A 22,004-nucleotide genomic window follows, 5' to 3' on the forward strand; every position below is an offset into this window, starting at 1 on the left:
TCAGTCTAAACAAACCGCTTGCAGTCGCAAATCACTATGGATAAACCGGCAAACGTTGGCAAATTGCTAATACTTTGGCTTTTGTCGCTTCAATTACATCAGCTTCGTTATCTTTGTCGATACTGTCTAATACATCGCACATCCAACCTGCCAGCTCAACAACATCAGCTTCTTTAAAGCCACGGCGGGTTACTGCCGGTGTACCGACACGAATGCCCGATGTTACAAACGGTTTTTGCGGATCATTTGGCACTGCATTTTTATTGACCGTAATGTTCGCACGCCCTAAAGCCGCATCCGCCGCTTTACCCGTTAAACCTTTTGAGACCAAATTGACCAAGAATAAGTGGTTTTCCGTGCCGTTTGACACAACATCAAAGCCACGTTGTTTAAACACTTCAACCATTGCCTTAGCATTTTTTACGACTTGCGCTTGGTAGGTTTTATATTCCGGCTCTAACGCCTCTTTAAAGCAGACCGCTTTCGCCGCCATCACGTGTACCAAAGGCCCGCCCTGCCCAGCCGGGAAAACAGCACTTTGTAATTTCTTATACAGTTCTTCATCTTTCGCTGCGGATAAAATCAAACCGCCACGAGGACCTGCCAACGTCTTATGCGTTGTAGTGGTTACAACGTGTGCGTGAGAAATCGGGCTTGGATACACACCCGCCGCAATTAAACCGGCAACGTGCGCCATATCGACAAACAAATACGCCCCGACTTCATCGGCAATTTCACGCATTTTCGCCCAATCTACCACTTGCGAATAGGCTGAAAAACCGCCCACAATCATTTTTGGCTTCACTTCTTGGGCTTGTTTACGCAAGGCATCATAATCAATCAAACCCTCGTCGGTAATACCGTATTGCGCCGCTTTATAAATTTTGCCGGAGAAGCTCACGGACGCACCGTGCGTTAAATGACCGCCGTGAGCAAGACTCATTCCTAAAATAGTATCGCCCGGTTCTAATAACGCCATATACACGGCTGCATTTGCCTGTGATCCCGAATGAGGCTGCACATTAGCGTAGTCCGCACCGAATAATTCTTTTGCACGATCAATAGCAAGCTGCTCAACAATATCGGCATATTCACAACCGCCGTAATAACGTTTGCCCGGATAGCCTTCCGCATATTTGTTCGTAAATTGAGATCCCTGTGCTTCCATTACACGCGGGCTGGCATAGTTTTCTGAAGCGATAAGCTCAATATGCTCTTCCTGACGACGGTTTTCGTCCTGAATAGCTTGCCATAATACGGGATCGTAATCTGCGATATTCATATCACGTCTTAACATTGCGGATTCTCCTATAAGTAATCGTTTGCGTAATAAAAAACTCTGCCATTTTACGCAGTTTTTTACAAGTTCGGTAGTGTTTTTTGCAAATTTTCATTGTTTCTCACCACCTACGATCAAGATAAGTTTAATACATTGTATTTTCATTAAAATTCCCTTACAATCATTGAGAATTGTTATCAATAATATAGGTGTTACTATGCTGAAAAAAACATTATTCACGCTGACGGCTTTTGCCGCACTTACCACTTCCGTATTGGCGAAAGAGGTAACAATCCCAACCGCTCGGGGGGAGGTAACGCTCTCTGCGCCGCCGGCGAAAATTGCGGTATTTGATACCGGCAGTATTGATACGTTGCACGCCTTAGGCGTGAAAGTCGATGGTGCGGCAGATGTTGCTAAGCTCATACCTTACACTCAATCTACGCTTGCAAATGCTCAAAAAGTCGGTACGGTTTTCGAGCCGAATTTGGAGGCATTAAACGAGCTTAAACCGGATTTAATTATTGTCGGCACTCGTACAGCGAAGAAATTCGATGATGTCAGCTCACTTGCGAAAACCATTGATTTAACCGATAACGGCGATAAATTGATCGAAAGCGGTTTGCAACGGATTGACAGTTTCGGCAAATTATTCGACAAGCAAGCGGAAGCGGACAAACTCAAAAGCGAGATAAGTACGCTTTTCCAACAAACCCAAGCCGCTGTAAAAGGCAAAGGTAACGGCTTAATTATTTTGGTGAACGGGGGCAAAATTTCCGCTTTCGGTTCGGGCTATCGTTTAAGTTGGATTCACAATAGCCTCGGCATACCAATGGCAGATCCTAGCCTGAAAGCTCAAGGGCACGGTCAGCCGGTCAGTTTTGAATTTATCCAAAAACTCAATCCGGATTGGCTATTCGTGCTAGATCGCATTGCGGCTATCGGCGAAGAGGGCAAAACCGCAAAAGAGGTGCTGGATAATGAGTTGGTTCATCAAACGAAAGCGTGGAAAAACGGGCAAATCGTGTACCTTAGCAGTGCCTCTTATCTTGCACCGGGCGGTGTTGAGCAAATCAAAACCGATTTAACCAATATTAAGCACGCCTTCGAGCAAAAATAATCACTTTTTGAGCAAGCGGTAAGATTGCAAACTTTTTCTGCAATCCGACCGCTTGTTTTTTCGGACTATGTTTTCTTTACATCGAGTTAATCTTTTTATATTGCTGCTCCTTTTCTCGATCAGCATTACCACAGGGGTGGCGGACTTTGATTGGACAACACTGTTTACCCAGCCGGAGCAGATGCAACTGCTGCTGATTAGCCGTTTGCCCCGCACCCTCGCCGTACTATTAGTGGGCGCAACCCTTGCTGTTGCGGGTATGGTGTTACAAATTGTGCTAAAAAACCGTTTTATCGACCCGAGTATGATCGGCGCAACGCAAAGTGCCGGTATTGGGATTCTGCTTGCCAGCCTCGTCTTTCCTACCGCCGCTTTGTTGGGCAAAATGGCGATTGCGACACTCTGTGCCTTAGTCGGTATGGGAATTTTTAGTTTGCTACTCCAGCGGTTGCCGCCGCACCAACAGTTGATGGTGCCGTTAGTCGGCATTATCTTTGGTAATATTATTGACGCTATCGGCACATTTATTGCCTACGAAACCGACAGCTTACAACTGCTCAGTGTGTGGACGTCCGGCGACTTCTCCGGCATTCTTGCCGGACGCTATGAATTACTGTGGCTCACCGCCGGTTTAGCTTTGCTGATTTATTTTATGGCAGATCAGCTCACTATTGCAGGATTGGGCAAAAATATCTGTACCAATTTAGGCATTAACTATCAGCAAATGACGTGGCTGGCATTGGTGTTAGTCGCAATGATTACCGCTGTTGTCGTTGTAACAGTCGGGCAAATTCCGTTTATCGGGCTGGTCGTGCCGAATATTGTCTGCCGTTTGGCCGGCGACCGTTTACGCCAAAATCTGCCTGTGGTTGCACTGCTTGGGGCAAATTTAGTATTGGGGTGTGATATTTTAGGGCGTGTCATCAATGCCCCTTATGAAATACCGATCTCAACCGTATTTGGCGTATTAGGTACGCTGATTTTCCTGTATCTGCTGTTTAAGGGGAAACGTAATGCACACTAAACGCCGCCTACTGATATTGAGCCTGCTTTTTCTAGGCGCAAGCCTCTTTTTTATCGGCTACAATGCGAATGGTCATTGGGATTTCGTCCTCCCCTTTCGTGGCAAAAAATGGCTGATGTTGCTGATCATCGGCTATACTATCGGCGTATCCACCTTGTTATTCCAAACGCTCACCCACAATCCGATTTTAACCCCAAGCATTCTCGGCTTCGATTATCTCTACCTACTCACTCAAACAGCGTTAGTCTTTATGTTCGGGGGACTCGGCTTTACACAACTGGATATTAGCAGTAAATTTATTTTTGAAACCCTGATGATGCTGGGCGGCTCACTCTTGCTGTTTTCGACCCTCACCAAAGGCAACCCCGATCTTGCCCGAATGATTTTAGTCGGAGTGATTTTCGGGGTGCTATTCCGCAATTTGAACAATTTGCTTCAGCGAATGATCGACCCGAACGAATTTGCTATCGCTCAAGGGTCGTCCTTTGCCAATTTTAATAGCGTAAAAGGGCATTTATTATGGTTCGGTGGCATCATTGCCCTATTCAGTCTGATTTGGGTTTGGCGGCAACGGCATAAATTAGATGTTTTACTGCTCGGCAAAGACTATGCCACTGCACTCGGGCTGGATTATCACCGCTTCAGTCGCCAATTACTGATCTGCTGCTCGCTGCTGGTGTCCGTTTCCACCGCACTGGTCGGGCCGATTTTATTCCTCGGGCTATTAGTGTGTGCGATTGTGAATGCCATCAGCCCGACAATGCAGCATCATATCCGCCTACCGATGACGGTATTAATTTCGGCAACCACCTTGATTTTAGGGCAGGCTCTGTTTGAACAGGTGTTGAAAATGCACGGCGTACTCAGTGTGGTGATTGAATTTGTCGGTGGGATCGTGTTTATTTATCTTATTTTCAGGAAGACGAAATGATTAAAATTAGTCAAGTTTGTCATCACATTGGATGTCATCAAATTCTCGATCATATTGATTTAACCATTCAAGACGGCGGTATTACCGCCTTGATTGGTGCAAATGGGGCGGGGAAATCGACTCTGCTGTCGCTGATTGCCCGCCTGCAACCGTTGCAACAAGGGACAATTCACCTTAATGAGCTGGATATTCACCGCACGCCCTCTTGTACTATTGCCAAGCACTTAGCGATTTTAACCCAAGATAATACCATTCACAGCCGCATTACCGTGCGGGATCTGCTGATGTTCGGGCGTTATCCTCACCATCAAGGCAAAATCGGCGATAACGATCGAACCATTGTGCAACAAGCCCTTGAGCGTTTTGATCTCACCCCCTTTGCCGATCGTTTTCTTGCCGAACTGTCCGGCGGGCAGCGGCAACGGGCGTTTATTGCAATGATCTTCTGCCAACAAACCCAATATATTTTATTAGATGAGCCGCTCAACAATTTGGATATGTTTCACGCGCGTGCCTTGATGCAACTACTTCGCCAACTCACTGACGAGCTGAACCTCACCACGATAATGGTGGTACACGACATCAATATCGCCGCTGCCTATGCGGATAATATTGTAGCGATGCAACAGGGACGGATCGCCAAAATCGGATCGCCTGCGGAAATGATTACCCGTGAAAATCTGCAACAGATTTTTAATCTTGATGCGGAAGTGCTAACCCATCAAGGTAAACCGCTAGTGGTACATCATCTCTGACGCAAGCGGGTAGATGTGATAAAAAATTCACAAAAAAGGGACACAACCTGTGTCCCTTTCCAACTATTTTGGCTGAAAATGCCGTTATTTCAACTCGGCAAAGGCTTGCAGTAAGTCAGCTTTAATATCGTCCACATGTTCCAAACCAACGGAAAAACGCAATAAATTATTCGTGATACCACGGGCAATCCGCTCGGCTTCGGGAATATCCATATGGGTTTGGGTGGACGGATAGGTGATAAAACTTTCCGTGCCGCCCAGACTTTCGGCAAAGGTAATCAGTTTGATCGCTTTCAGGAAAATCGGCACCCACCTTTCTTCTTTCAAACGGAACGAAAGCATTCCGCTCTTACCGGAATAAAGCACGCTGTAGATCTGTGGCTGTGCCTTTAAAAAGGCGGCAATTTCGGTCGCATTGGCTTGATGCCGTTCCATTCTTAACGCCAACGTCTTCAAACCACGGATTGCCAAATATGAATCGAACGGGGAAAGCACCGGTCCTGCGCCGTTTTGGATATAATAAAGCCGCTCGCATAGGCTCTGCCCTTTTGCAACAATCAAGCCCGCCAGCACATCATTATGCCCCGATAAATATTTGGTTGCACTGTGAATCACAATATCCGCTCCGTGTTCTATCGGGCGGAACAATACCGGCGTTAAAAAGGTGTTATCCACAATCAGCAATAATTGATGCTTTTTCGCCAAAGCGGAAATTGCATCCACATCACACTCTTCCATTAGCGGATTAGAGGGCGTTTCCACAAAAATCGCTTTGGTATTCGGGGTAATCGCCCGCTCAATCGCCTCAACGGACGCCGTATTCACATACACCGGCTTGACTGTGTGGTTATTTTTATAACAAAAATCAAGTAAACGGTAAGTGCCGCCGTACACATCGCTGGAAACAATCCACTCGTCCGGCGCTTTAAACAGCGACATAATCAACTGAATTGCCGCCATTCCGGACGCACACGCAAAACCGGCATCACCGCCCTCCAGCTTGGCAATGCCCTGCTCCAGAATATCCCGAGTTGGATTTTTGGTGCGGGTATAATCAAAGCCGGTGGACTCGCCCAAACCGTCCCGTCCGTAAGCGGTAGATAAAATAATCGGCGTGGCAACGGCGCCGGTTCTCGGATCGCTACGATTGCCGAGCTGCACTAATGTGGTTTCAATGTTGTGTTTCATTCTCTGTTGTCCTTTTGCAAAAAGATCAGCCAAACCGACCGCTTGTGATTAGAGATTAGTTAAATCCAGTACGTCTGTCATATCAAATAAGCCGTGAGGTTTATCCGCCAGCCATTTTGCCGCACGCACCGCCCCATTGGCAAAGGTCATACGGCTGGAGGCTTTGTGGGTAATCTCAACCCGTTCCCCTTCATCGGCAAACCAGACGCTATGCTCCCCTACCACATCGCCGGCACGGATTGTCGCAAAGCCGATTTCGTCCCGTTTACGCTCGCCGGTTATCCCTTCCCGAGCGAATACACCGTGAGTACGCAACTCTCGCCCAAGGGTTTTCGCAATATGTTCCCCCATTGATAATGCCGTGCCGGACGGCGCGTCCACTTTATGACGGTGATGTGCTTCGATGACTTCAATATCACAATAATCACCCATTACTTTCGCCGCTTTTTCCAGCAATTTAAACACTAAATTGACCCCGACACTGTAATTTGACGCAAATACAATGCCGATTTTCTCGGCTGCCTCTCGGATAGCTTGTTTACCCGCCTCATCAAAGCCTGTTGTGCCGATCACCATTTTTTTTGCGTGCGCCACGCAATAATCCAAATGGGCTAATGTCCCTTCGGGACGGGTAAAATCAATCAATATATCAAATGCCGTTTGCGTATCGGCTAAATTGCCTTCAATTTTTACGCCGATTGTGCCGATCCCCGCCACTTCACCCGCATCGGAGCCGATTAACGAGGAACCGTCCCGTTCAAAAGCTGCTCCTAATGCGACACCTTCTGCTTGATGTACCGCTTGAATCAGTTGGCGTCCCATTCGCCCGCCTGCTCCGACAATCGCTATTTTTAATGTCATATTTGCACCTTCTATTTGTTTGAAATAGATTGATTCTACAAGATATTTTTTGCTTTTCAAAGACGAAAAATCCCCGACTCGAAAGCAGGGGATCGGCACACCTAACCAATATGCTGTTGATAGGCTTGCAAGGTATTTTGCATTAGCATTGCAACGGTCATCGGCCCTACGCCGCCCGGTACCGGCGTAATAAAGGCGGCATTTTGCGAAGCAACGTCAAATGCCACATCGCCGACCAATTTCCCGTCAAGACGGTTAATGCCAACATCGATCACAATCGCCCCTTTTTTAATCCATTCACCCGGAATAAATTGCGGTTTGCCGACTGCCACCACCACAATATCGGCTTGGCGGATATGGCTTGCCAAATCTTGCGTGAAACGATGCGTTACCGTTACCGTACAACCGGCTAACAACAGCTCCAACGCCATTGGGCGACCGACAATGTTCGATGCACCGACAATCACTGCGTGCTTGCCGTATAAATCGACACCGGTCGTTTCCAATAATTTCATCACACCATAAGGGGTGCAGGCACGCAAAGTCGGGATACGCTGACACAACCGCCCGACATTATAAGGGTGAAAACCGTCCACATCTTTATCCGGCTGAATGGCTTCGATCACTTTGGTGCTATCAATATGCGCCGGCAACGGCAGTTGCACCAAAATCCCGTCCACACTGTCATCTTGGTTAAGTTGGTCGATTAACGCCAACAATTCGGCTTCGGACGTGTTTTCCGACAAATCAAAGGATTTGGATTGAATGCCGATTCCAGCACAACTTTTGCGTTTACTGTTCACATAAACTTGCGATGCCGGATCGGCGCCGACTAAAATAACCGCCAGCCCCGGCGCTCGCTGACCTTTTTCAATAAAACGGGTAATTTGTGACGCCACATCGGCTTTAATTTGAGAAGCCAACTGACTTCCGGAAATAATTTGCGCAGACATAAAAATTCCTTCCACAGAGTACGAAAACGTTTGCGTTAGCTATTTTCTCAAAATTTTTGACTTTTAGTAAGCTATTCCATTATTCAATGTTTAAAGAATACGCATTTAAGTTGAAAGCGGCATAATTTTATTGACGAAACAAAGGAAAACTTTATAATGCCAGCCATTCAAACGTCGGCGAGTAGCGCAGCTTGGTAGCGCAACTGGTTTGGGACCAGTGGGTCGTAGGTTCAAATCCTATCTCGCCGACCACTTCTCTTTTTTTCCTAATTATTGCGCCCTTAGCTCAGCTGGATAGAGCAACGCCCTTCTAAGGCGTGGGTCAAAGGTTCGAATCCTTTAGGGCGTGCCATTAAAAGTCTTATTTTTCAATACGTTATATATTACGCAACACGTTTTAAATGTGCCTTAGGCTCTAGGTGTGTCGTAAATGTGCCGTGAAATTCTACTTTGTTTGCGTGTTCCAATAAATGATCCGCATTCAAATGAGCGTATTTCTTGACCATTTCAAGTGTTTCCCAACCGCCTAATTCTTTGAGCGTGAATAACGGTGTACCTGCTTGAACGTGCCAGCTTGCCCAAGTGTGTCGCAAATCGTGGAAATGGAAATCAACTAGAAAGCATTTTTTCGTTGCTAGCGTGAAAGACTTTCGGTTGATGTCCGTTAGCGGATTACCATTTCTACCGACAAACACATATTTGGGATGTCTGTTACGAATTGATTTAAGCAAGGCGATAGCTTCATCATTGAGTAATAATGAGCGAGCTTTACCCGATTTAGCGACGTCGTTAGTAACCAATGCTACTTTACGCACGAAGTCGATTTTATCCCACGTCAAAGTGAGAATCTCGGTACGCCTTGCTCCTGTCATTAAAGCAAATGAGCAGATTGCACGCATCCATTCTTGGCTAAGTTTGCCGATTAATTCTCGTGCTTGCTCTTTAGTGATCCAACGCACTCGAATTGGTGGCTCTTTTTTCTTGGGGATATAAGGTACTTTGTCTAGTATCCCTGCCTTATGTGCAAGGTTCAAGATTGTTAAAGCTATTTCACCAAATGTTCAACATTATTAAATTCTACCAATTCGGCTTTGCTATTCTCGACTTTAACCACGTTAATTGCCGTATTCAGCACAAAACTGTGTAATTCCGTATTGCGAAATTGCTGCCACGGTAAGCCTTTGAGTACGGCAGTGAGCAGGGTTAGCGTCATTCCGTGCGAGACAATCAGAATATTTTCGCCATCTTGGTGGCGATCAACAATCTGCTGAAAGGCTTTCATCACCCGATGGTAGAAATCCTCAATCAGCTCGCCTTGGCTGCTTTCCGCTTTATAACGCTCCGGTTGAGTGCGGAGCAGAATATAGTCGGGGTGTTCGGCTAAGTCGGCGGAACGCTGTCCTTCCCAAACACCAAAATGCAGCTCATTCAGCCCTTTATGGTGAAAATGGGGAATATCCCGTTCGCCGATAATATACCCGGCGGTGTCGTGGGTTCGTTTGAGCAAGCTGGAGTAACAGGCACTAAACTCAATATCGGCAAGGGCTTTGCCGGTTAATTTTGCATTTTCAATGCCTTCTTCGACCAACGGAGAATCACCGCTGCCCTGTAATAAACCTGCCACATTCCATTCGGTGCGACCGTGGCGGATTAAATAAATCTGTAATGCCATTTTACTTTCCTCTTAAATTAACTGATTGAAACTGCGCTAAAACCGCTTATTTCACTCTAATACGCGATAAATTAACCTGCCCAAACGGGCTGATCCGGACATTTTCGATTTCATTATTGACAATCAATACCCGATTAACGCTAACAAGCGGGACGATCGGCAAGTTTTTTTGCAAAAAATCGTCTGCTTGTTGATACAGCATCTGCCGCTGTGCCGAGTTTTCACTCAAACGGGCAGAGTGCAGCAACTGATCGAATATCGGTTCGCACCAATTTGCCAAATTGGTGACGGAACGGGGCGCTTGGCAACTCAAAATGGGCGTTAAAAAATTATCCGGATCGAAATTATTCGCCAGCCAGCCACTTAAAATCAGATCATAATCCGCACTGCCCTGTTCCAGTTGTTGCACCAAAAAGGCACGGCTGACCGGGCGGACGTTCACCTTTAGCCCTGCCCGCACCAATTCGTGCCGGATAAACTCCGCCATTTTCAGCGGGTGCAAACCATACACCCGTTTTTCATCGATCACCCATAATACAAGCGGTCGGTTAAGCGGTTTTTCCGGCAAATTTGCCGCTGCCTCGTTTGGTACAATCGGGCGGAAATCTGCCATCAACGCAGCGGGCAATACGCCTTGTGCCACCTGTGCCGCCCCATAAAATAACACCTTCGCTAACCGCTGACGATCAATAGATTGGGCAATATAACGGCGTAGGGCAATATCTTGCATTTGCGGTTGCTGCATATTAAACGCCAAAAATGCTAAATTTGCCCCTTGATTTTCCACCAAATAGCCCTGCTCGGCGTTTAACACGGATAATTGGCTTAATTCCGGAAAAGCGGAAATATCGCACTCATTATTCAGAAATTTCGCCATTCTGCCCGTGCCGGTAGTGGAGAAATCCACGATCATATTCTCAATATGTGCTTTTTCGCCCCAATAATGCGGGTTCGGTTTGAGGCGGGCGAAATCGTTTTGAGCGTAGCTTTCCAACTGGTAAACGCCCGTGCCGACCGGCAAAATATCTAACTGGCTGAGGTTGTCGTCCGCATTCAGTTGCAACGCATACTCTTTGGAGAGTATCACCGCATATTGACTGGACAAATACGCCGGCAATGACGCATCGGGGCGGGTTAATTCGATTTTGACCACATAGGGCGAAGGGGCAAACACGCGGGCAATTTTGCTCTTTAAATCAATACTTTCAAAATAGGGGAAATGGGTACGATCCGCCCATTCGTCTTGATTTTCTTGACGCTGCGCCGCATCCAGCTCGGATAATTCTTCGTGGCGGTTCATCACACGATTGAGGGAAAACACCACATCGTCGGCATTAAAGGCACGGCTCGGCGTAAACCATTTTGTTTGATGAAATTGTACGTTTTTGCGTAGTGTGAGGGTGATTGTCAGCCCATCATTACTAATCTGAAAATGTGTCGCCAATGCCGGCTTTAAGCGGTTATGCCGTGGGTCAAACTCAAACAGTTTATCGTAAATTTGCTCCGTTACCACGTTCATATTAGTGCCGACATCCGCTTTTTGCGGGTTGAAGGAAAAACCGCTAGCGTTGGTGCAATAAACCAAGCTGTTATCCAGCAGATCCGACGGTATGCGGGGCGCACTGTAAGCGGTCGGTTGTAATCCGATAATTGCAAAAAACGTACTGAATGCGACCGCTTGTGTTAAGTTCTTCATCATTTTATTTCCCGATGCCGTAAATTCGCAGTTTGTTTGCCACGGCGGTATGCGAAATGCCTAGCCGTTGGGCAAGTTTGCGGGTGCTAGGATATTCGGCGTAAAATTTGCGTAACAGTGAAGCTTCAAAGCGATTCACCAATTCGTCCAATGTGGCGTTTTCAAGGTGGCTGATCTCCGCTTCAATCGCCATCGCCTGCGGCAGATCCAAATCCTGCACCGATAATTGATTGGTCGCCAGCGAACACGCCCGATAAATCGCATTGTACAATTCCCGCAGATTGCCGACCCACTGATAGCCCTGTAAGGCGTTAATAAAGGCTTCATCATAATAAGGCGGAGCAATGCCAAGTTGCTGGCTGATTTGGGCGACAAACTGAGCGACCAGCAGCGGCAGATCCCCCTGACGCTCCCTCAGCGGCGGTAAATTCAGGGTTAATACGTTCAAACGGTGAAAGAGATCTTGCCGCACTTTGCCCTCTGCAACCAAGGTGGCTAACGGTTGTTGAGAGGTGCAGATCACCCTTACGTCTACGTGAATTTCCTTATCTTCTCCCACCCGCCGAAATGAGCCGTCATTCAGAAAACGCAGTAACTTCGCTTGCATTTCTAACGACAATTCGGCAATGCCGTCCAATAACACTGTTCCGCCGTTAGCATACTCGAAAAAGCCGATGCTTTCTTGCCCGTTGCGGCGATGCCCGAACATTTCGCTCTCGGCCTCCTCTGCCGGCAAACCGGCACAATTCACCGCAATGAATTTTTGGTCTCGGCGAAAGCTGAATTGATGGCAGGCTTTGGCAAAGAGATCTTTGCCCGTCCCCGTTTCCCCTTGAATGAGCAGTGGAGCGTTGAGGGTAGCAAATTTTTTCGCCTGTTCAATCACCGCCCGCATTTTCGGGCTGTTGCCGATAATATGATCAAAGTCGCTGTTCTGATTTGCCATAAACTGACGCAAATCGAGCTGCATTGCCTGTTGAGATTGTAAATTCACCACATAGCCGAGCAAGCGGTTTTGCCCTGCTTCCCATAATTCGAGGGGCAGCACGTCCATTCGCCATACTTGATCGTGAAATTGAATCGGGTGGGAAATCGGTTGTCGGGTATCGTTTTGAACATTCAAGCCTTGCTGTAAAACGCTCGGATACCATTTGGTGCGATTGAGATTGACGATCACCTCATTCAACGGAACAGCCTCAAGGGTGGCAATGTGTTGCTTTTTCTTTGGCAGGGTTGCCCGATAAATCGGCAGCAACAGTTTACAGGCTTGGGAGTTGGCAAAAGCGATTTTACCGTGAATATCCAACGACAACACCGGATTTGGTAAGGCTTCAATCAAGGCTTGCAGCTCTAAATTCTTACGCTCTTGGGGAAGATGATGTAAGGCTTGAACGGTAATGACACTCGGAATTTTTTTGATTTGACGCAGCAGTTCTGCCTGATGTTGTTGCTCAATAGCTTCGGTGCGTAAATAGATCAAGCCTTTTTCCGCCTGCTTTTCCAGCTCGATGCCCTCTAAATTGATGCTCTGTTTGGCAAGTAAACTTAGAATATCCTGAGCTACCCCGATGCGTTCAATACATTCAATCACTAATCGCATTTCAATCCCCCTTTGCAAATTTTGTGGTTAATCTCACCGCCTGTTGTAGAGGTTATCATACTCCCAAACGCTAAATTTGGAAACTTTTGTTTACGTTTTAGTCCAAAAAACAAAGGAACGCAGCGAGGCGTTCCTTATATCTAGCGATGAAAACAGCGTCCGTTAGGAAATGGTCGTCCCTTCCGTTGTACCGGTAACCACCGCTTTTAACGCACCCGGTTTACCCATATTGAAAACACGGATCGGCATACCGTGATCACGGGCAAGGGTAAAGGCGGCTAAATCCATCACTTGCAACTCTTTTTCGATTACTTCGGCATAGCTTAATGTTTGATAAAGCACCGCATCGGCATTTTTTGCCGGATCTTTATCATACACACCGTCCACTTTGGTCGCTTTTAACACGACATCCGCTTCAATTTCAATCCCACGCAAGCAGGCAGCGGAATCGGTGGTAAAGAACGGGCTACCCGTACCGGCAGAGAAAATCACCACCCGTTTTTCACGCAACATTTTGATCGCTTCCGACCAGTTATAAGTATCGCAAATGCCGTTTAATTGGAATGCCGACATCAATTTTGCATTCACATCAGCACGGTGGAGAGAATCTCGCATCGCCAAGCCGTTCATTACGGTGGCTAACATTCCCATATGGTCGCCGACCACACGGTTCATTCCCGCTTTGGCTAGTTTTGCGCCACGGAATAAGTTGCCGCCGCCCAATACGACTCCGACTTCTACACCCATTTCCAGTAACTCTTTGATCTCTAACGCCATTCTATCTAAAATAGACGGGTCAATCCCAAAACCTTCCTCGCCCTGCAAGGCTTCACCACTTAATTTTAACAAAATACGTTTATAAATCGGATTACTCATCGTTACCTCTTGCGCTGTCAGAATGTAAAAAAATCGGATTATTATAGATGATCTTTTTCAATTCTAAAAGAGAACGCCCATAGCCAGCCCCGATTATTTTCGGTAAAATTTCGTCTATTTTTTCCGGATTTTTTGACATTATGTCCATTTTTAAGTTTATCCCACCGCTTGCAAGTCTAGGCTTGGCGGCATTCGGCAGCTTCTTAATGTTGCTCGGTTCGGGCTTTTTCCCCTCGCCGACCGCACAGGAAATCTCCCTGCTGACGCTGGTTTGGCTGCTGTTAAACAGTAGCAAAAAAGCCTTTTATGCGTTGCTGCTCCCGATTGTTAGCCTGTATGCGCTCTATACGCCGATCGGTTTAACTTTTGGTGCGCCCTCGTATCAATATGTCGCCTCTGTTTTCGCCACCGATTTGCAAGAGAGTCGGGAATTTTTCCGCCAAATCCCGCCGCTGCATTATCTGGCAATGGTCGGTATTTTTGCCTGTTTATTGCTTTTCCGTTATCTGACCGAACGGTTTCGGGTGCGATTTCACCACAATCGCACCTTTCTGGTCGCCGCCATTTTGCTCGTGTTTATGTCCACGCCGCCGTTTAAGTTTTTGCACGAAAGCTATTCGGCAAGCCGACAGGTGAGCCAAGAGTTAAGCCGTTTAAACGGGCTGACTATCGACAGTGCGTGGGGGCAAGCCCGCCTTATCGGCGATCAATATGATGATTATGTGTTGGTTATCGGCGAAAGCGCCCGTAAGGATTACCACCACGCCTACGGTTACCCTTCGCCCAATACGCCCTTTATGAGCAGCGCTAACGGTACGTTAATTGACGGTTTAACCGCCGGCGGCACGAATACGATTGCTTCGCTCAAAGTGATGCTGACCCTGCCGGACACGCTCAACTGGGAGGGAGACTATACCCATAGCCTGATTGATCTGGTGAAATCCGCAGGCATTAAAACCGTCTGGCTCTCCAATCAAGGCTACCTCGGCACGTTTGACACACCGGTTTCCGCCCTTGCCAATAAAAGCGATGAAACGATTTTCCTTAAATCCGGCGATTCGTTTTCGCAAAATATCAGCGATTTTGCCCTTTTGCCGATCTTCCGCCAAATTATTACGCAGCCGAGTAAGCAAAAACGGTTTATCGTGGTGCATTTATACGGTTCTCACCCGATCAGTTGCGACCGTTTAACCGATTACCCCAAACTTTATGATGACGCGACGTTGCCGAAAAAATATCACAACCTAAATTGCTATGTCTCGTCCATTAAAAAGACCGATGAGCTATTGGCAACGCTGCACCAATATTTGACGGAAAATTACCAACAAAACCAACGCCGCTTTTCAATGGTCTATTTTGCGGATCACGGACTTGCCCACAGTATCAGCGAGGATAACATCGTCATTCACAACAGTAGCGGCAAAAGCCCTCGCCATTTTGATGTACCGTTGTTTAAAATCGCCAGTGATGATCACGAGCGAAAGGTCTATCAAGCGGTCAAATCCGGCTTAAATTTTACCAATGGCATTGCAAACTGGTTGGGCATTGAACACCCGAAACTGGATAAAAGCCTCGATCTGTTCAGCCCGCAATCGCACCCTGACGATTACGGGCTGAAAGGGATTATCGGCAATTTTAACACGCTGCCCGATCCGGCAATCCCGATACCTACGCCATAGCCGATCAGCTATTGGCAATCAACACCGCACGTTTGGGGGCAGGATAGCCCTCAATCGTTTTGGAATGGTCGGTCGGGTCGAGAAAATCGATCAGCGATTCATTTTCCAACCAATCGGTTTTACGCTGCTCGGCTAAAGTTGTAACGGCTTCATCAACACAACGCACATTTTTAAAGCCGACTTTTTCCAACCAGTTGATTAACGCCGGCACGGACGGAATAAAATAGACGTTTTTCATTTTCGCATAACGGTCTGACGGCACTAGCACATCATTCACATCACCGTCAATCACGAGAGTTTCCAACACCAATTCCCCGCCTTTGACTAATTGATTTTTTAATTGGGAAAGGTGATCGAGCGGCGATTTACGGTGATACAACACCCCCATTGAAAATACCGTATCAAAGGCGTGCAACGGTTGCATTTGCTCAATGCCGAGCGGGATTAAATTTGCCCGCCGATCGTTATTCAACAATTTCCGCACCGCTTCAAACTGGCACAAAAACAGCTCGGTCGGGTCAATACCGACCACCATTTTTGCCCCTTCGCCAACCATTCGCCACATATGATAGCCGCTGCCGCAGCCCACATCTAAAATCGTCCGACCGTTTAACGGCGAAAGGTGTGGCAGTACCCGATCCCATTTAAAATCGGAACGCCATTCACAATCAATATGTACGCCGTAAAGGTGGTAAGGGCCTTTCCGCCACGGCATTAGTTGCTTTAAATGGTAGGTTAAACGTTGCCACTCACCGTCGCTCAACGGTTCTGTCAAACGGGCTTCAACTTTATCGGTTAAATTTACTTCAGCCGCCAACTGCGGCAAAAATTCGACCACTTTTGCCCATTTAGCATAATCGCCGTGAGTCTGTTTTTCCCACTGTTTGAGTTGCAGAGGCAAGGTTTCCAGCCACGCAGCCAATGGACTGGTAGCAATTTGTTGGTAAAAAGGACGGAAATCAATCATATTTTTCGATATAAGGTTATTGAACGTCTTATCATAATATAAATAATGCGAGGGATAAACCTGAATGCTCACAAGCAAGCGGTCGGTTTAGCGAGATTTTTTGCCATTTTCAGCGACATAAATTCAATTCCGCCCGTTTCGGCGATACACCACGTTTGTCCTCATCAGAAATGTTAAAAGAATGCGGCTGTTAATCCCCGCCTGTTGCCTGACAATGACGTTTAAATCGGCGTGTGTATCATTGCGGATAATATCGGATTTTGAAAAACAAAAAAAGCCAAACGCAAGGTTTGGCAAATAACTAAAAATGAATAAAATTTTCTTCGTTTTCACGAGTGCTTTATCGACTGTATGTGGTACGGCGATAAAACTTCCCGATCGTAAAAAAAAAAAAACGGTTGTCAATAAAAATTTACTTTTTCCCTGCCCTATTTTTCAGGCGGCATTTCTCGTATCAATCCTTCCTGCTGATAAGAAAATAGCAATTCGCCCTGCGGATTAAACACCTGCCCGCGTGTAATGCCTCTGCCGGCGTAAGCGTTCGGGCTATCCAATGCAAACAGCAGCCATTGGTTAAAATCGAACGCACGGTGAAACCACATACTGTGGTCTAAGGTCGCAATACGCATAGTCGGTTGCATCACACTGCGTGCGTGGGGGTGTAACATTGTCAAAATACAGTGAAAATCGCTGAAATAGGCGGCTAAACATTGGTGTAACCGCACATCTTGTGGGGCTTCACCGTTCACTTTTGCCCAAATCTGCTGTTCAGCCGGTAATCTTTGTGGCTCAAACGGGTTATTCGGGTATTTTATCCGCACGTCAAACGGACGTTCGGTCTGAAAAATCGCTTTTAATTTCGGCGGTAGGTGCGCCGCCAACGCATAAATAAGCTGATTTTCCGAGGCAAACGCTGCCGGCTCGGCAACGTTCGGCATCTTAACTTGATGACTAAAGCCCGCTTCGTCCCGTTGAAAAGACGCCATTGTGCGGGCAAGCAAATGATTGTGCTGCATTGCATTAACGTTCACCACCGTGAAACTATTGCCCTGACGCAATATTTCCGTATGGTAGATAATCGGCACGCCCACCTCACCCGCCTTAATAAAATAGCTATGGCAAGAGTGCAAATGCCGCTCTAACGCCACCTTTTGCGTCGCGGCTGCGAGGGATTGCGCCACAATCTGCCCGCCGAACACCTGCGGTAAGCCTAAATCTTCACTCTGCCCGCAAAACCGATGTTCGTCCAACGGTGTGAGGGTGAGCAGTTGGATAAGTTGAGTCAGCCGATTTTTCATCATCACGTCCTTTTTGATTGTTTTAGCCCATTGTACGCAAATCGGTAGGGCAAGCGGTCGGATTTCTCACACTTTTTGCAAAAATTTACACCAATCGCACCGCTTGTTAGGCACAGGGCTTGTTTTATGGCAGGAATTTCCCTATAATCCGAGCCCTTACACAAACAGTGTAATCCGATGAGGGCGTTTTTGGTTTCTCGCAATAACATTCGGTTTACTTGGTCAGGTTCGGAAGAAAGCAGCCAGAATCGAAATGTTTATGTGCCGAGTTTTGCTGGAAACGCCCTCACCTTTTTCCAAATTTACAAATAAGGGCAATTTTCCAACCGCTAGGCGACTTTTACCTGTCTGAATTTATCCAGCCATAACAGAAAATTGGCATAAATTGTCCCGGCAACAGAATGCCACACACACGCAACGGCACACACCACCGCCGATTCCGGTATGGTCGGGAAAAATTTCATACTTAAGCCAGTTGCCAGCCCTGCGTTTTGAACCCCGACTTCAATTGAAATCGTTTTCTTTTTCGCCAAGCTCATTCCGAACAGTTTGCCGGCTAAATAGCCTAACCCGTAGCCGATGATATTATGAAAAATAATGCAGGCTAAGATTATCACACCGGACTGCAAAAAATAGTTGCCATACAGGGCGACTACACCACCAACAATAAAGGCAAAGTTGATCACGGCAATCCCCGGCATTAAGGCTTGCACATCTTGAAACCATTTTTTGCGATGTAGCCCGATGTTTAAACTCGATCCGACAACTACGGGTAACACCGTTACCAATAACATAAATTTAAACATTGCCCAGCCGTCCATTGCGACACTCTGCCCGACCAAATAATTTAATAACAGTGGGGTCATTACAGGGGCAAGCAGCGTGGAAACCGTCGTCATTCCAACCGAAAAGGCAACATCACCTTTGCATAGAAATGCCATAATATTTGAGGCAACCTCGCCCGGACACGAGCCGACCAGTACCAAGCCTAAAGTCATCGCCGGCGAAAGTGAGAGGCTTTGCGCAATCGCAATGGCGACAAACGGCATTACCGTATATTGTGCCACCGTGCCGATAAGAATATCCCAAGGGCGTTGGGCAAGGATTTTGTAATCCTCAACCCCTAACGTCATTCCCATTGAAAGCATAATCAGACTAAGTACGACTATTTGCGCATCGCCCTTTACCCATTCAAACAAGCTAGGCTGATAAAAGGTTAGACACGCTAATAAAATGATAAATAATGCGGTAAATTTCGCCAAAAAATAACTGGCTTTTTTCAGTAATGTCAGCATTTTTCACTTCCTTTAATGTTGTTATTGTCAGATGTTCGTTTTATCAAGAACACGCTACCATTATCAAAAGTGTGGAAAAATATCAATACTGAAATAAATACAGCTATTTTAAAATGACTTATTTTCACCCAATTTTATCTGTACCTTTTCCGAAAAAATAAAACGCTCATAAATTTATATATTAGTTAATATGTCTATTATTAGAATAAACCAAATATATTCAAATTCAGTTTACCTTTTAGAAAAAATAGCAATATTATGTAGCAGTTGCACAAATTTGCTTTTTGTTCACTTGTAGAAACAAACTGTGTGTATCCGAATGTTAACCTATTGAAATAATTTGATTTTTATAAAGGACACACGCAGTGTGTCCCTACATTCTGTTAAAATGTCTATTTTTGTGCATTTGCTACATAATACCGAAAAATAGACACTAATGCCTAAACATAAAATAAAAGCTGAATGGATTCCCCTTCAGCTTTTATAATATCACCTTACAATATACTTTCTCTATTAAGGTATTATTTTGAATATTTATCGACTAGCTTATTGATTGCTGGAATAATTGTGCCTTGTACAATCTGATTACTAAATTTAGCAGACTCTTTCATTTTTGCATACAGAGCCTGTTCTTCTGCTGGTGACATTTTCGATGCCTGCTGTGTTACTCCAAAGTTTGCCTGTAATACCGCCGTACCAAACCGGGTGTAATCGGATAAACGTGTCGCTATTGCGGCAACCTCTGCATCTTGAATATTCAGTTTTGCTAACTGTTCATCAAACTGTTTATTCCAATCAATCAGCTTTTGCCCCTCTGTTGCAATAAATTGCGCTAATGCCTCTTTATCTTTTCCAAGCTCACGAACCTTTTGTTGAAAGGCTTGCTTGATTTTATTACCTTCAACTTCACTTTTGTCCCAAAAGGCATTTAGTGTTTGTAAATCTTTTAAACCCGTTGCCGATTTTTTATCGGAAATCGCAATAGGCTCTAATAATTTTGGATTTGGTGTAGGAAAAACAAGTTCTTGGGCTGCCGTTTTTTCTGCAACTTGCGCCTGCGGTGTACTTTCAGTTGCAGCAGCTGTCGCCTTATCTTCAACTTTTTTATCACAAGCGGCTAATCCTAATGCCATTAGCATTGCCAAACTCACTTTCGTTAAATGTTTCATCAGTGTCTCCTAAGGTTTAGTATTAAACAGTTGTTAATTTATCCCTGATAAGTAAAGCACGCTACCTGATAAATGTAAAGAAATATTACCTCATACTATCGCTATGCAATGTGCCTTGTTGATAAACATACTTTAACTATACTGCCCACTCACACGCTAACCGTTGCCGAATTTGATTAAAATCGGTGGTTTGGACTAGCCGCCCGTTCTCAAACACGACCTCTAACATATCACCGCTGAAATCAGCTTGTGCGGTTAAGCCGTCAATATAGTGGTCGGGCGACAATACTTTTACCCTGCCTTTTTGGGATTTTTTCAAGCCGTTATCGGTTTTGGGGTTTTTAAAAATCGCTTTTTCCTGACCGTTAATCGTCATTGAGGTGGCTTTGGTGGCAAAACCGAGCGTATCCCGTGTATTATGCTGATAAGTGAGCGACCCAACGCCAAAGACAATATTGCTGGCAGCGAAGCCTTTTTCTTTCAAGCCGGTTAAAATCCGCACCATTTTTTCAAAATTCACGCCGTCGCCGTAAATTGCGCCAATGTGGGCGTCCAACACTTTATAGCCCTTTTGGTTAATCGTGCCGCCGAAAATATCCCACAGGCATTCAATCAAGCCTTTGCGTTCGTGTTCGGTTTCCGCCTGCGGATCGCCGCAAATAATCGCAAAGGAATCGCCGCTGTCCGGTCGAATAATCACTTTGGCATTCGGCGGGCGCGCCATAATTTCCGCTTTCAAACGAGGCAATGTTTCACAAATATTCCGCCAAAAATCCGTTGTGTCGGCAACAATCGAGAGCATAGTGTCAGGGTGTGCTGCCATTAAATACCGGAAAGTCGGCAATTCATCGACGCCGTGTGCACTCATTACCGAGTGTTCCGAGGCGGGAATTGACGTGCCAATCAGCCCTTCCGCACCATAATAATGTGCCACATAAGCTATTGCCGGAATGGTGTCCGTCCCCAAAAATGCGGTGAGATGCCCTGCCCCTGATGTTTCCGCCGACTCTAATGAACTCATTCCCCGCATTGAAAAATCGTGGGATTGAAATACAACGTGATCATCATTATCGCAAGTTTGGCAGGCAAATGCCGTTAAGGTGAGCCGATAGCGGCGGGCAATTGAGGCGGACGTCATCGGCTGCCACATCGACACATTGATCAAGGTTTCCAAATAATTGGTCAGCCAATAAAAATCCGTGTGGGTATTTTCAATCGTCATTACCGGCACTTTGATTGCCACCGTTTTACCTTCCGGTATCGCTTTAATCCGCAGCGGCAAATAGCCTAAAGCGTGCAAGCGGGCAATATGATCGCCCGAATCCTGTTGGTTCAAGGTGGCGGTGATAAAATCGCGATATTCCTGCACTACCTCATTTTGAGGGCGGGCAAAAAAATTGTCATTAAAATAATCGATCAAATATTTACGAATAAAGGCTTGAAAACCAAAAGAGACGACACGGTCAAGGTGCGGGGCGAGTTTATTACTGCGGGGGGTAAGGGTGCTGTAAATGATCTCCGTTCCTTGCGGATACTGCAAGCGGTGCGATACTTTATAAAAATCGCAAAGTAAGCTCGGAATAGCAGTTGCTCGTGCTAATTTTGGCATAAAATATGGCATATTCTTTCCTTTTTGCCCAA

Annotated in this window: 19 protein-coding genes, 2 tRNA genes, 1 other RNA gene and 1 pseudogene; 8 read left to right on the forward strand and 15 right to left on the reverse strand. The window is 46.1% G+C overall.

All coding sequences use genetic code 11. The annotated features are described in order from the left end of the window. Positions 1 to 34 precede the first annotated feature (34 nt). Positions 35 to 1,297 (reverse strand): serine hydroxymethyltransferase, encoded by a 1,263-nt coding sequence (gene glyA / locus E4T80_RS09325; RefSeq protein ID WP_135057716.1) that lies wholly within the window; start codon positions 1,295 to 1,297, stop codon positions 35 to 37. A gap of 199 nt (positions 1,298 to 1,496) precedes the next feature. On the opposite strand from glyA, the gene E4T80_RS09330 reads away from it, so the two are divergent. The 4 genes from E4T80_RS09330 (at position 1,497) to E4T80_RS09345 (ending at position 5,109) form a co-directional block, all read left to right on the forward strand. Continuing rightward, a complete protein-coding gene (locus E4T80_RS09330; protein ID WP_135057719.1) occupies positions 1,497 to 2,399 on the forward strand; it encodes a siderophore ABC transporter substrate-binding protein in 903 nt (300 codons plus the stop codon). Positions 2,400 to 2,466: 67 nt separating this feature from the next. Further along, a complete protein-coding gene (locus E4T80_RS09335) occupies positions 2,467 to 3,423 on the forward strand; it encodes an ABC transporter permease (protein WP_135057722.1) in 957 nt (318 codons plus the stop codon). Next, complete coding sequence (locus tag E4T80_RS09340; RefSeq protein ID WP_135057725.1) at positions 3,413 to 4,354, forward strand: iron chelate uptake ABC transporter family permease subunit; 942 nt, start codon at positions 3,413 to 3,415, stop codon at positions 4,352 to 4,354. Before E4T80_RS09335 ends, E4T80_RS09340 begins: the two co-directional genes overlap by 11 nt. Next, on the forward strand, positions 4,351 to 5,109 hold the full coding sequence (locus E4T80_RS09345; RefSeq protein ID WP_135057728.1) for an iron ABC transporter ATP-binding protein: 759 nt from the start codon (positions 4,351 to 4,353) through the stop codon (positions 5,107 to 5,109). Before E4T80_RS09340 ends, E4T80_RS09345 begins: the two co-directional genes overlap by 4 nt. Positions 5,110 to 5,193: 84 nt before the next feature. Here E4T80_RS09345 and E4T80_RS09350 read toward each other — a convergent pair whose 3' ends face one another. The 3 genes from E4T80_RS09350 to folD form a co-directional block, all read right to left on the reverse strand. Then, positions 5,194 to 6,297, reverse strand: a complete 1,104-nt coding sequence (locus E4T80_RS09350) for a methionine biosynthesis PLP-dependent protein (RefSeq protein WP_135057731.1) — start codon at positions 6,295 to 6,297, stop codon at positions 5,194 to 5,196. Between the two features lie 48 nt (positions 6,298 to 6,345). Then, entirely contained in the window at positions 6,346 to 7,158 is an 813-nt protein-coding gene (gene dapB, locus E4T80_RS09355; RefSeq protein WP_135057734.1) for a 4-hydroxy-tetrahydrodipicolinate reductase, read from the reverse strand. Positions 7,159 to 7,259: 101 nt separating this feature from the next. After that, a complete protein-coding gene (gene folD, locus E4T80_RS09360; protein WP_135057737.1) occupies positions 7,260 to 8,111 on the reverse strand; it encodes a bifunctional methylenetetrahydrofolate dehydrogenase/methenyltetrahydrofolate cyclohydrolase FolD in 852 nt (283 codons plus the stop codon). Positions 8,112 to 8,286: 175 nt separating this feature from the next. On the opposite strand from folD, the gene E4T80_RS09365 reads away from it, so the two are divergent. Further along, positions 8,287 to 8,363, forward strand: a tRNA-Pro gene (locus E4T80_RS09365). A 23-nt stretch (positions 8,364 to 8,386) separates the two neighbouring features. Beyond that, a tRNA-Arg gene (locus E4T80_RS09370) sits at positions 8,387 to 8,463 on the forward strand. Between the two features lie 31 nt (positions 8,464 to 8,494). On the opposite strand, the pseudogene E4T80_RS09375 reads toward E4T80_RS09370, so the two are convergent. From E4T80_RS09375 to E4T80_RS12810, 6 genes and pseudogenes are all read right to left on the reverse strand, one after another. Then, a pseudogene (locus E4T80_RS09375) lies at positions 8,495 to 9,154 on the reverse strand (tyrosine-type recombinase/integrase); the annotation flags it as partial. 2 nt (positions 9,155 to 9,156) lie between these two features. Continuing rightward, positions 9,157 to 9,783, reverse strand: coding sequence for a histidine phosphatase family protein (locus E4T80_RS09380; RefSeq protein ID WP_135057740.1), 627 nt, complete (start codon positions 9,781 to 9,783; stop codon positions 9,157 to 9,159). A gap of 46 nt (positions 9,784 to 9,829) precedes the next feature. Next, the gene (locus tag E4T80_RS09385; protein WP_194186380.1) at positions 9,830 to 11,482 is read right to left on the reverse strand and encodes an ABC transporter substrate-binding protein; all 1,653 of its coding nucleotides are present in this window, start codon (positions 11,480 to 11,482) and stop codon (positions 9,830 to 9,832) included. A gap of 1 nt (position 11,483) precedes the next feature. Continuing rightward, positions 11,484 to 12,449 carry a sigma 54-interacting transcriptional regulator gene (locus E4T80_RS09390; protein ID WP_407662376.1) on the reverse strand — a complete coding sequence of 322 codons (966 nt, stop codon included), beginning with the start codon at positions 12,447 to 12,449 and terminating at the stop codon, positions 11,484 to 11,486. 792 nt (positions 12,450 to 13,241) lie between these two features. Next, positions 13,242 to 13,955 carry a UMP kinase gene (gene pyrH, locus E4T80_RS09395; protein ID WP_047977648.1) on the reverse strand — a complete coding sequence of 238 codons (714 nt, stop codon included), beginning with the start codon at positions 13,953 to 13,955 and terminating at the stop codon, positions 13,242 to 13,244. After that, on the reverse strand, positions 13,948 to 14,094 hold the full coding sequence (locus E4T80_RS12810) for a hypothetical protein (RefSeq protein ID WP_167740714.1): 147 nt from the start codon (positions 14,092 to 14,094) through the stop codon (positions 13,948 to 13,950). Before E4T80_RS12810 ends, pyrH begins: the two co-directional genes overlap by 8 nt. A 1-nt stretch (position 14,095) precedes the next feature. On the opposite strand from E4T80_RS12810, the gene E4T80_RS09400 reads away from it, so the two are divergent. Beyond that, positions 14,096 to 15,634, forward strand: a complete 1,539-nt coding sequence (locus tag E4T80_RS09400) for a phosphoethanolamine transferase (RefSeq protein WP_194186381.1) — start codon at positions 14,096 to 14,098, stop codon at positions 15,632 to 15,634. Between the two features lie 4 nt (positions 15,635 to 15,638). Here E4T80_RS09400 and cmoB read toward each other — a convergent pair whose 3' ends face one another. Beyond that, complete coding sequence (gene cmoB, locus E4T80_RS09405) at positions 15,639 to 16,601, reverse strand: tRNA 5-methoxyuridine(34)/uridine 5-oxyacetic acid(34) synthase CmoB (RefSeq protein WP_135057788.1); 963 nt, start codon at positions 16,599 to 16,601, stop codon at positions 15,639 to 15,641. 428 nt (positions 16,602 to 17,029) lie between these two features. After that, positions 17,030 to 17,899 (reverse strand): acyl-CoA thioesterase, encoded by an 870-nt coding sequence (locus E4T80_RS09410; protein ID WP_135057746.1) that lies wholly within the window; start codon positions 17,897 to 17,899, stop codon positions 17,030 to 17,032. A 186-nt stretch (positions 17,900 to 18,085) separates the two neighbouring features. Between E4T80_RS09410 and ffs the strand changes: the two genes are divergently transcribed. Continuing rightward, positions 18,086 to 18,183, forward strand: an RNA gene (ffs, locus tag E4T80_RS09415) — signal recognition particle sRNA small type. Positions 18,184 to 18,228: 45 nt separating this feature from the next. Here ffs and E4T80_RS09420 read toward each other — a convergent pair. The 3 genes from E4T80_RS09420 to E4T80_RS09430 form a co-directional block, all read right to left on the reverse strand. Then, positions 18,229 to 19,194, reverse strand: a complete 966-nt coding sequence (locus E4T80_RS09420; protein WP_194186382.1) for a bile acid:sodium symporter family protein — start codon at positions 19,192 to 19,194, stop codon at positions 18,229 to 18,231. Positions 19,195 to 19,715: 521 nt separating this feature from the next. Then, the gene (locus E4T80_RS09425; RefSeq protein ID WP_135057749.1) at positions 19,716 to 20,327 is read right to left on the reverse strand and encodes a hypothetical protein; all 612 of its coding nucleotides are present in this window, start codon (positions 20,325 to 20,327) and stop codon (positions 19,716 to 19,718) included. A gap of 172 nt (positions 20,328 to 20,499) precedes the next feature. Next, positions 20,500 to 21,984 carry a nicotinate phosphoribosyltransferase gene (locus tag E4T80_RS09430; protein WP_135057751.1) on the reverse strand — a complete coding sequence of 495 codons (1,485 nt, stop codon included), beginning with the start codon at positions 21,982 to 21,984 and terminating at the stop codon, positions 20,500 to 20,502. Between the last annotated feature and the right edge of the window lie 20 nt (positions 21,985 to 22,004).

Origin of the sequence: Muribacter muris, from assembly GCF_004569585.1 — a bacterium.
Lineage (GTDB): Bacteria > Pseudomonadota > Gammaproteobacteria > Enterobacterales > Pasteurellaceae > Muribacter > Muribacter muris.

What these genes read in the sequence shown, in the direction of transcription:
- E4T80_RS09335 (WP_135057722.1), top strand. Translation starts at nt 2,467, where the DNA reads ATGTTTTCTTTACATCGAGTTAATCTTTTTATATTGCTGCTCCTTTTC.
- E4T80_RS09330 (WP_135057719.1), top strand. Translation starts at nt 1,497, where the DNA reads ATGCTGAAAAAAACATTATTCACGCTGACGGCTTTTGCCGCACTTACC.
- dapB (WP_135057734.1), bottom strand. Translation starts at nt 7,158, where the DNA reads ATGACATTAAAAATAGCGATTGTCGGAGCAGGCGGGCGAATGGGACGC.
- folD (WP_135057737.1), bottom strand. Translation starts at nt 8,111, where the DNA reads ATGTCTGCGCAAATTATTTCCGGAAGTCAGTTGGCTTCTCAAATTAAA.
- E4T80_RS09350 (WP_135057731.1), bottom strand. Translation starts at nt 6,297, where the DNA reads ATGAAACACAACATTGAAACCACATTAGTGCAGCTCGGCAATCGTAGC.
- E4T80_RS09420 (WP_194186382.1), bottom strand. Translation starts at nt 19,194, where the DNA reads ATGCTGACATTACTGAAAAAAGCCAGTTATTTTTTGGCGAAATTTACC.
- E4T80_RS12810 (WP_167740714.1), bottom strand. Translation starts at nt 14,094, where the DNA reads ATGTCAAAAAATCCGGAAAAAATAGACGAAATTTTACCGAAAATAATC.
- E4T80_RS09380 (WP_135057740.1), bottom strand. Translation starts at nt 9,783, where the DNA reads ATGGCATTACAGATTTATTTAATCCGCCACGGTCGCACCGAATGGAAT.
- E4T80_RS09430 (WP_135057751.1), bottom strand. Translation starts at nt 21,984, where the DNA reads ATGCCATATTTTATGCCAAAATTAGCACGAGCAACTGCTATTCCGAGC.
- E4T80_RS09340 (WP_135057725.1), top strand. Translation starts at nt 3,413, where the DNA reads ATGCACACTAAACGCCGCCTACTGATATTGAGCCTGCTTTTTCTAGGC.
- E4T80_RS09385 (WP_194186380.1), bottom strand. Translation starts at nt 11,482, where the DNA reads ATGATGAAGAACTTAACACAAGCGGTCGCATTCAGTACGTTTTTTGCA.
- E4T80_RS09425 (WP_135057749.1), bottom strand. Translation starts at nt 20,327, where the DNA reads ATGGCATTAGGATTAGCCGCTTGTGATAAAAAAGTTGAAGATAAGGCG.
- E4T80_RS09345 (WP_135057728.1), top strand. Translation starts at nt 4,351, where the DNA reads ATGATTAAAATTAGTCAAGTTTGTCATCACATTGGATGTCATCAAATT.
- glyA (WP_135057716.1), bottom strand. Translation starts at nt 1,297, where the DNA reads ATGTTAAGACGTGATATGAATATCGCAGATTACGATCCCGTATTATGG.
- E4T80_RS09410 (WP_135057746.1), bottom strand. Translation starts at nt 17,899, where the DNA reads ATGAAAAATCGGCTGACTCAACTTATCCAACTGCTCACCCTCACACCG.
- E4T80_RS09390 (WP_407662376.1), bottom strand. Translation starts at nt 12,449, where the DNA reads ATGCAGCTCGATTTGCGTCAGTTTATGGCAAATCAGAACAGCGACTTT.
- E4T80_RS09400 (WP_194186381.1), top strand. Translation starts at nt 14,096, where the DNA reads ATGTCCATTTTTAAGTTTATCCCACCGCTTGCAAGTCTAGGCTTGGCG.
- pyrH (WP_047977648.1), bottom strand. Translation starts at nt 13,955, where the DNA reads ATGAGTAATCCGATTTATAAACGTATTTTGTTAAAATTAAGTGGTGAA.
- cmoB (WP_135057788.1), bottom strand. Translation starts at nt 16,601, where the DNA reads ATGATTGATTTCCGTCCTTTTTACCAACAAATTGCTACCAGTCCATTG.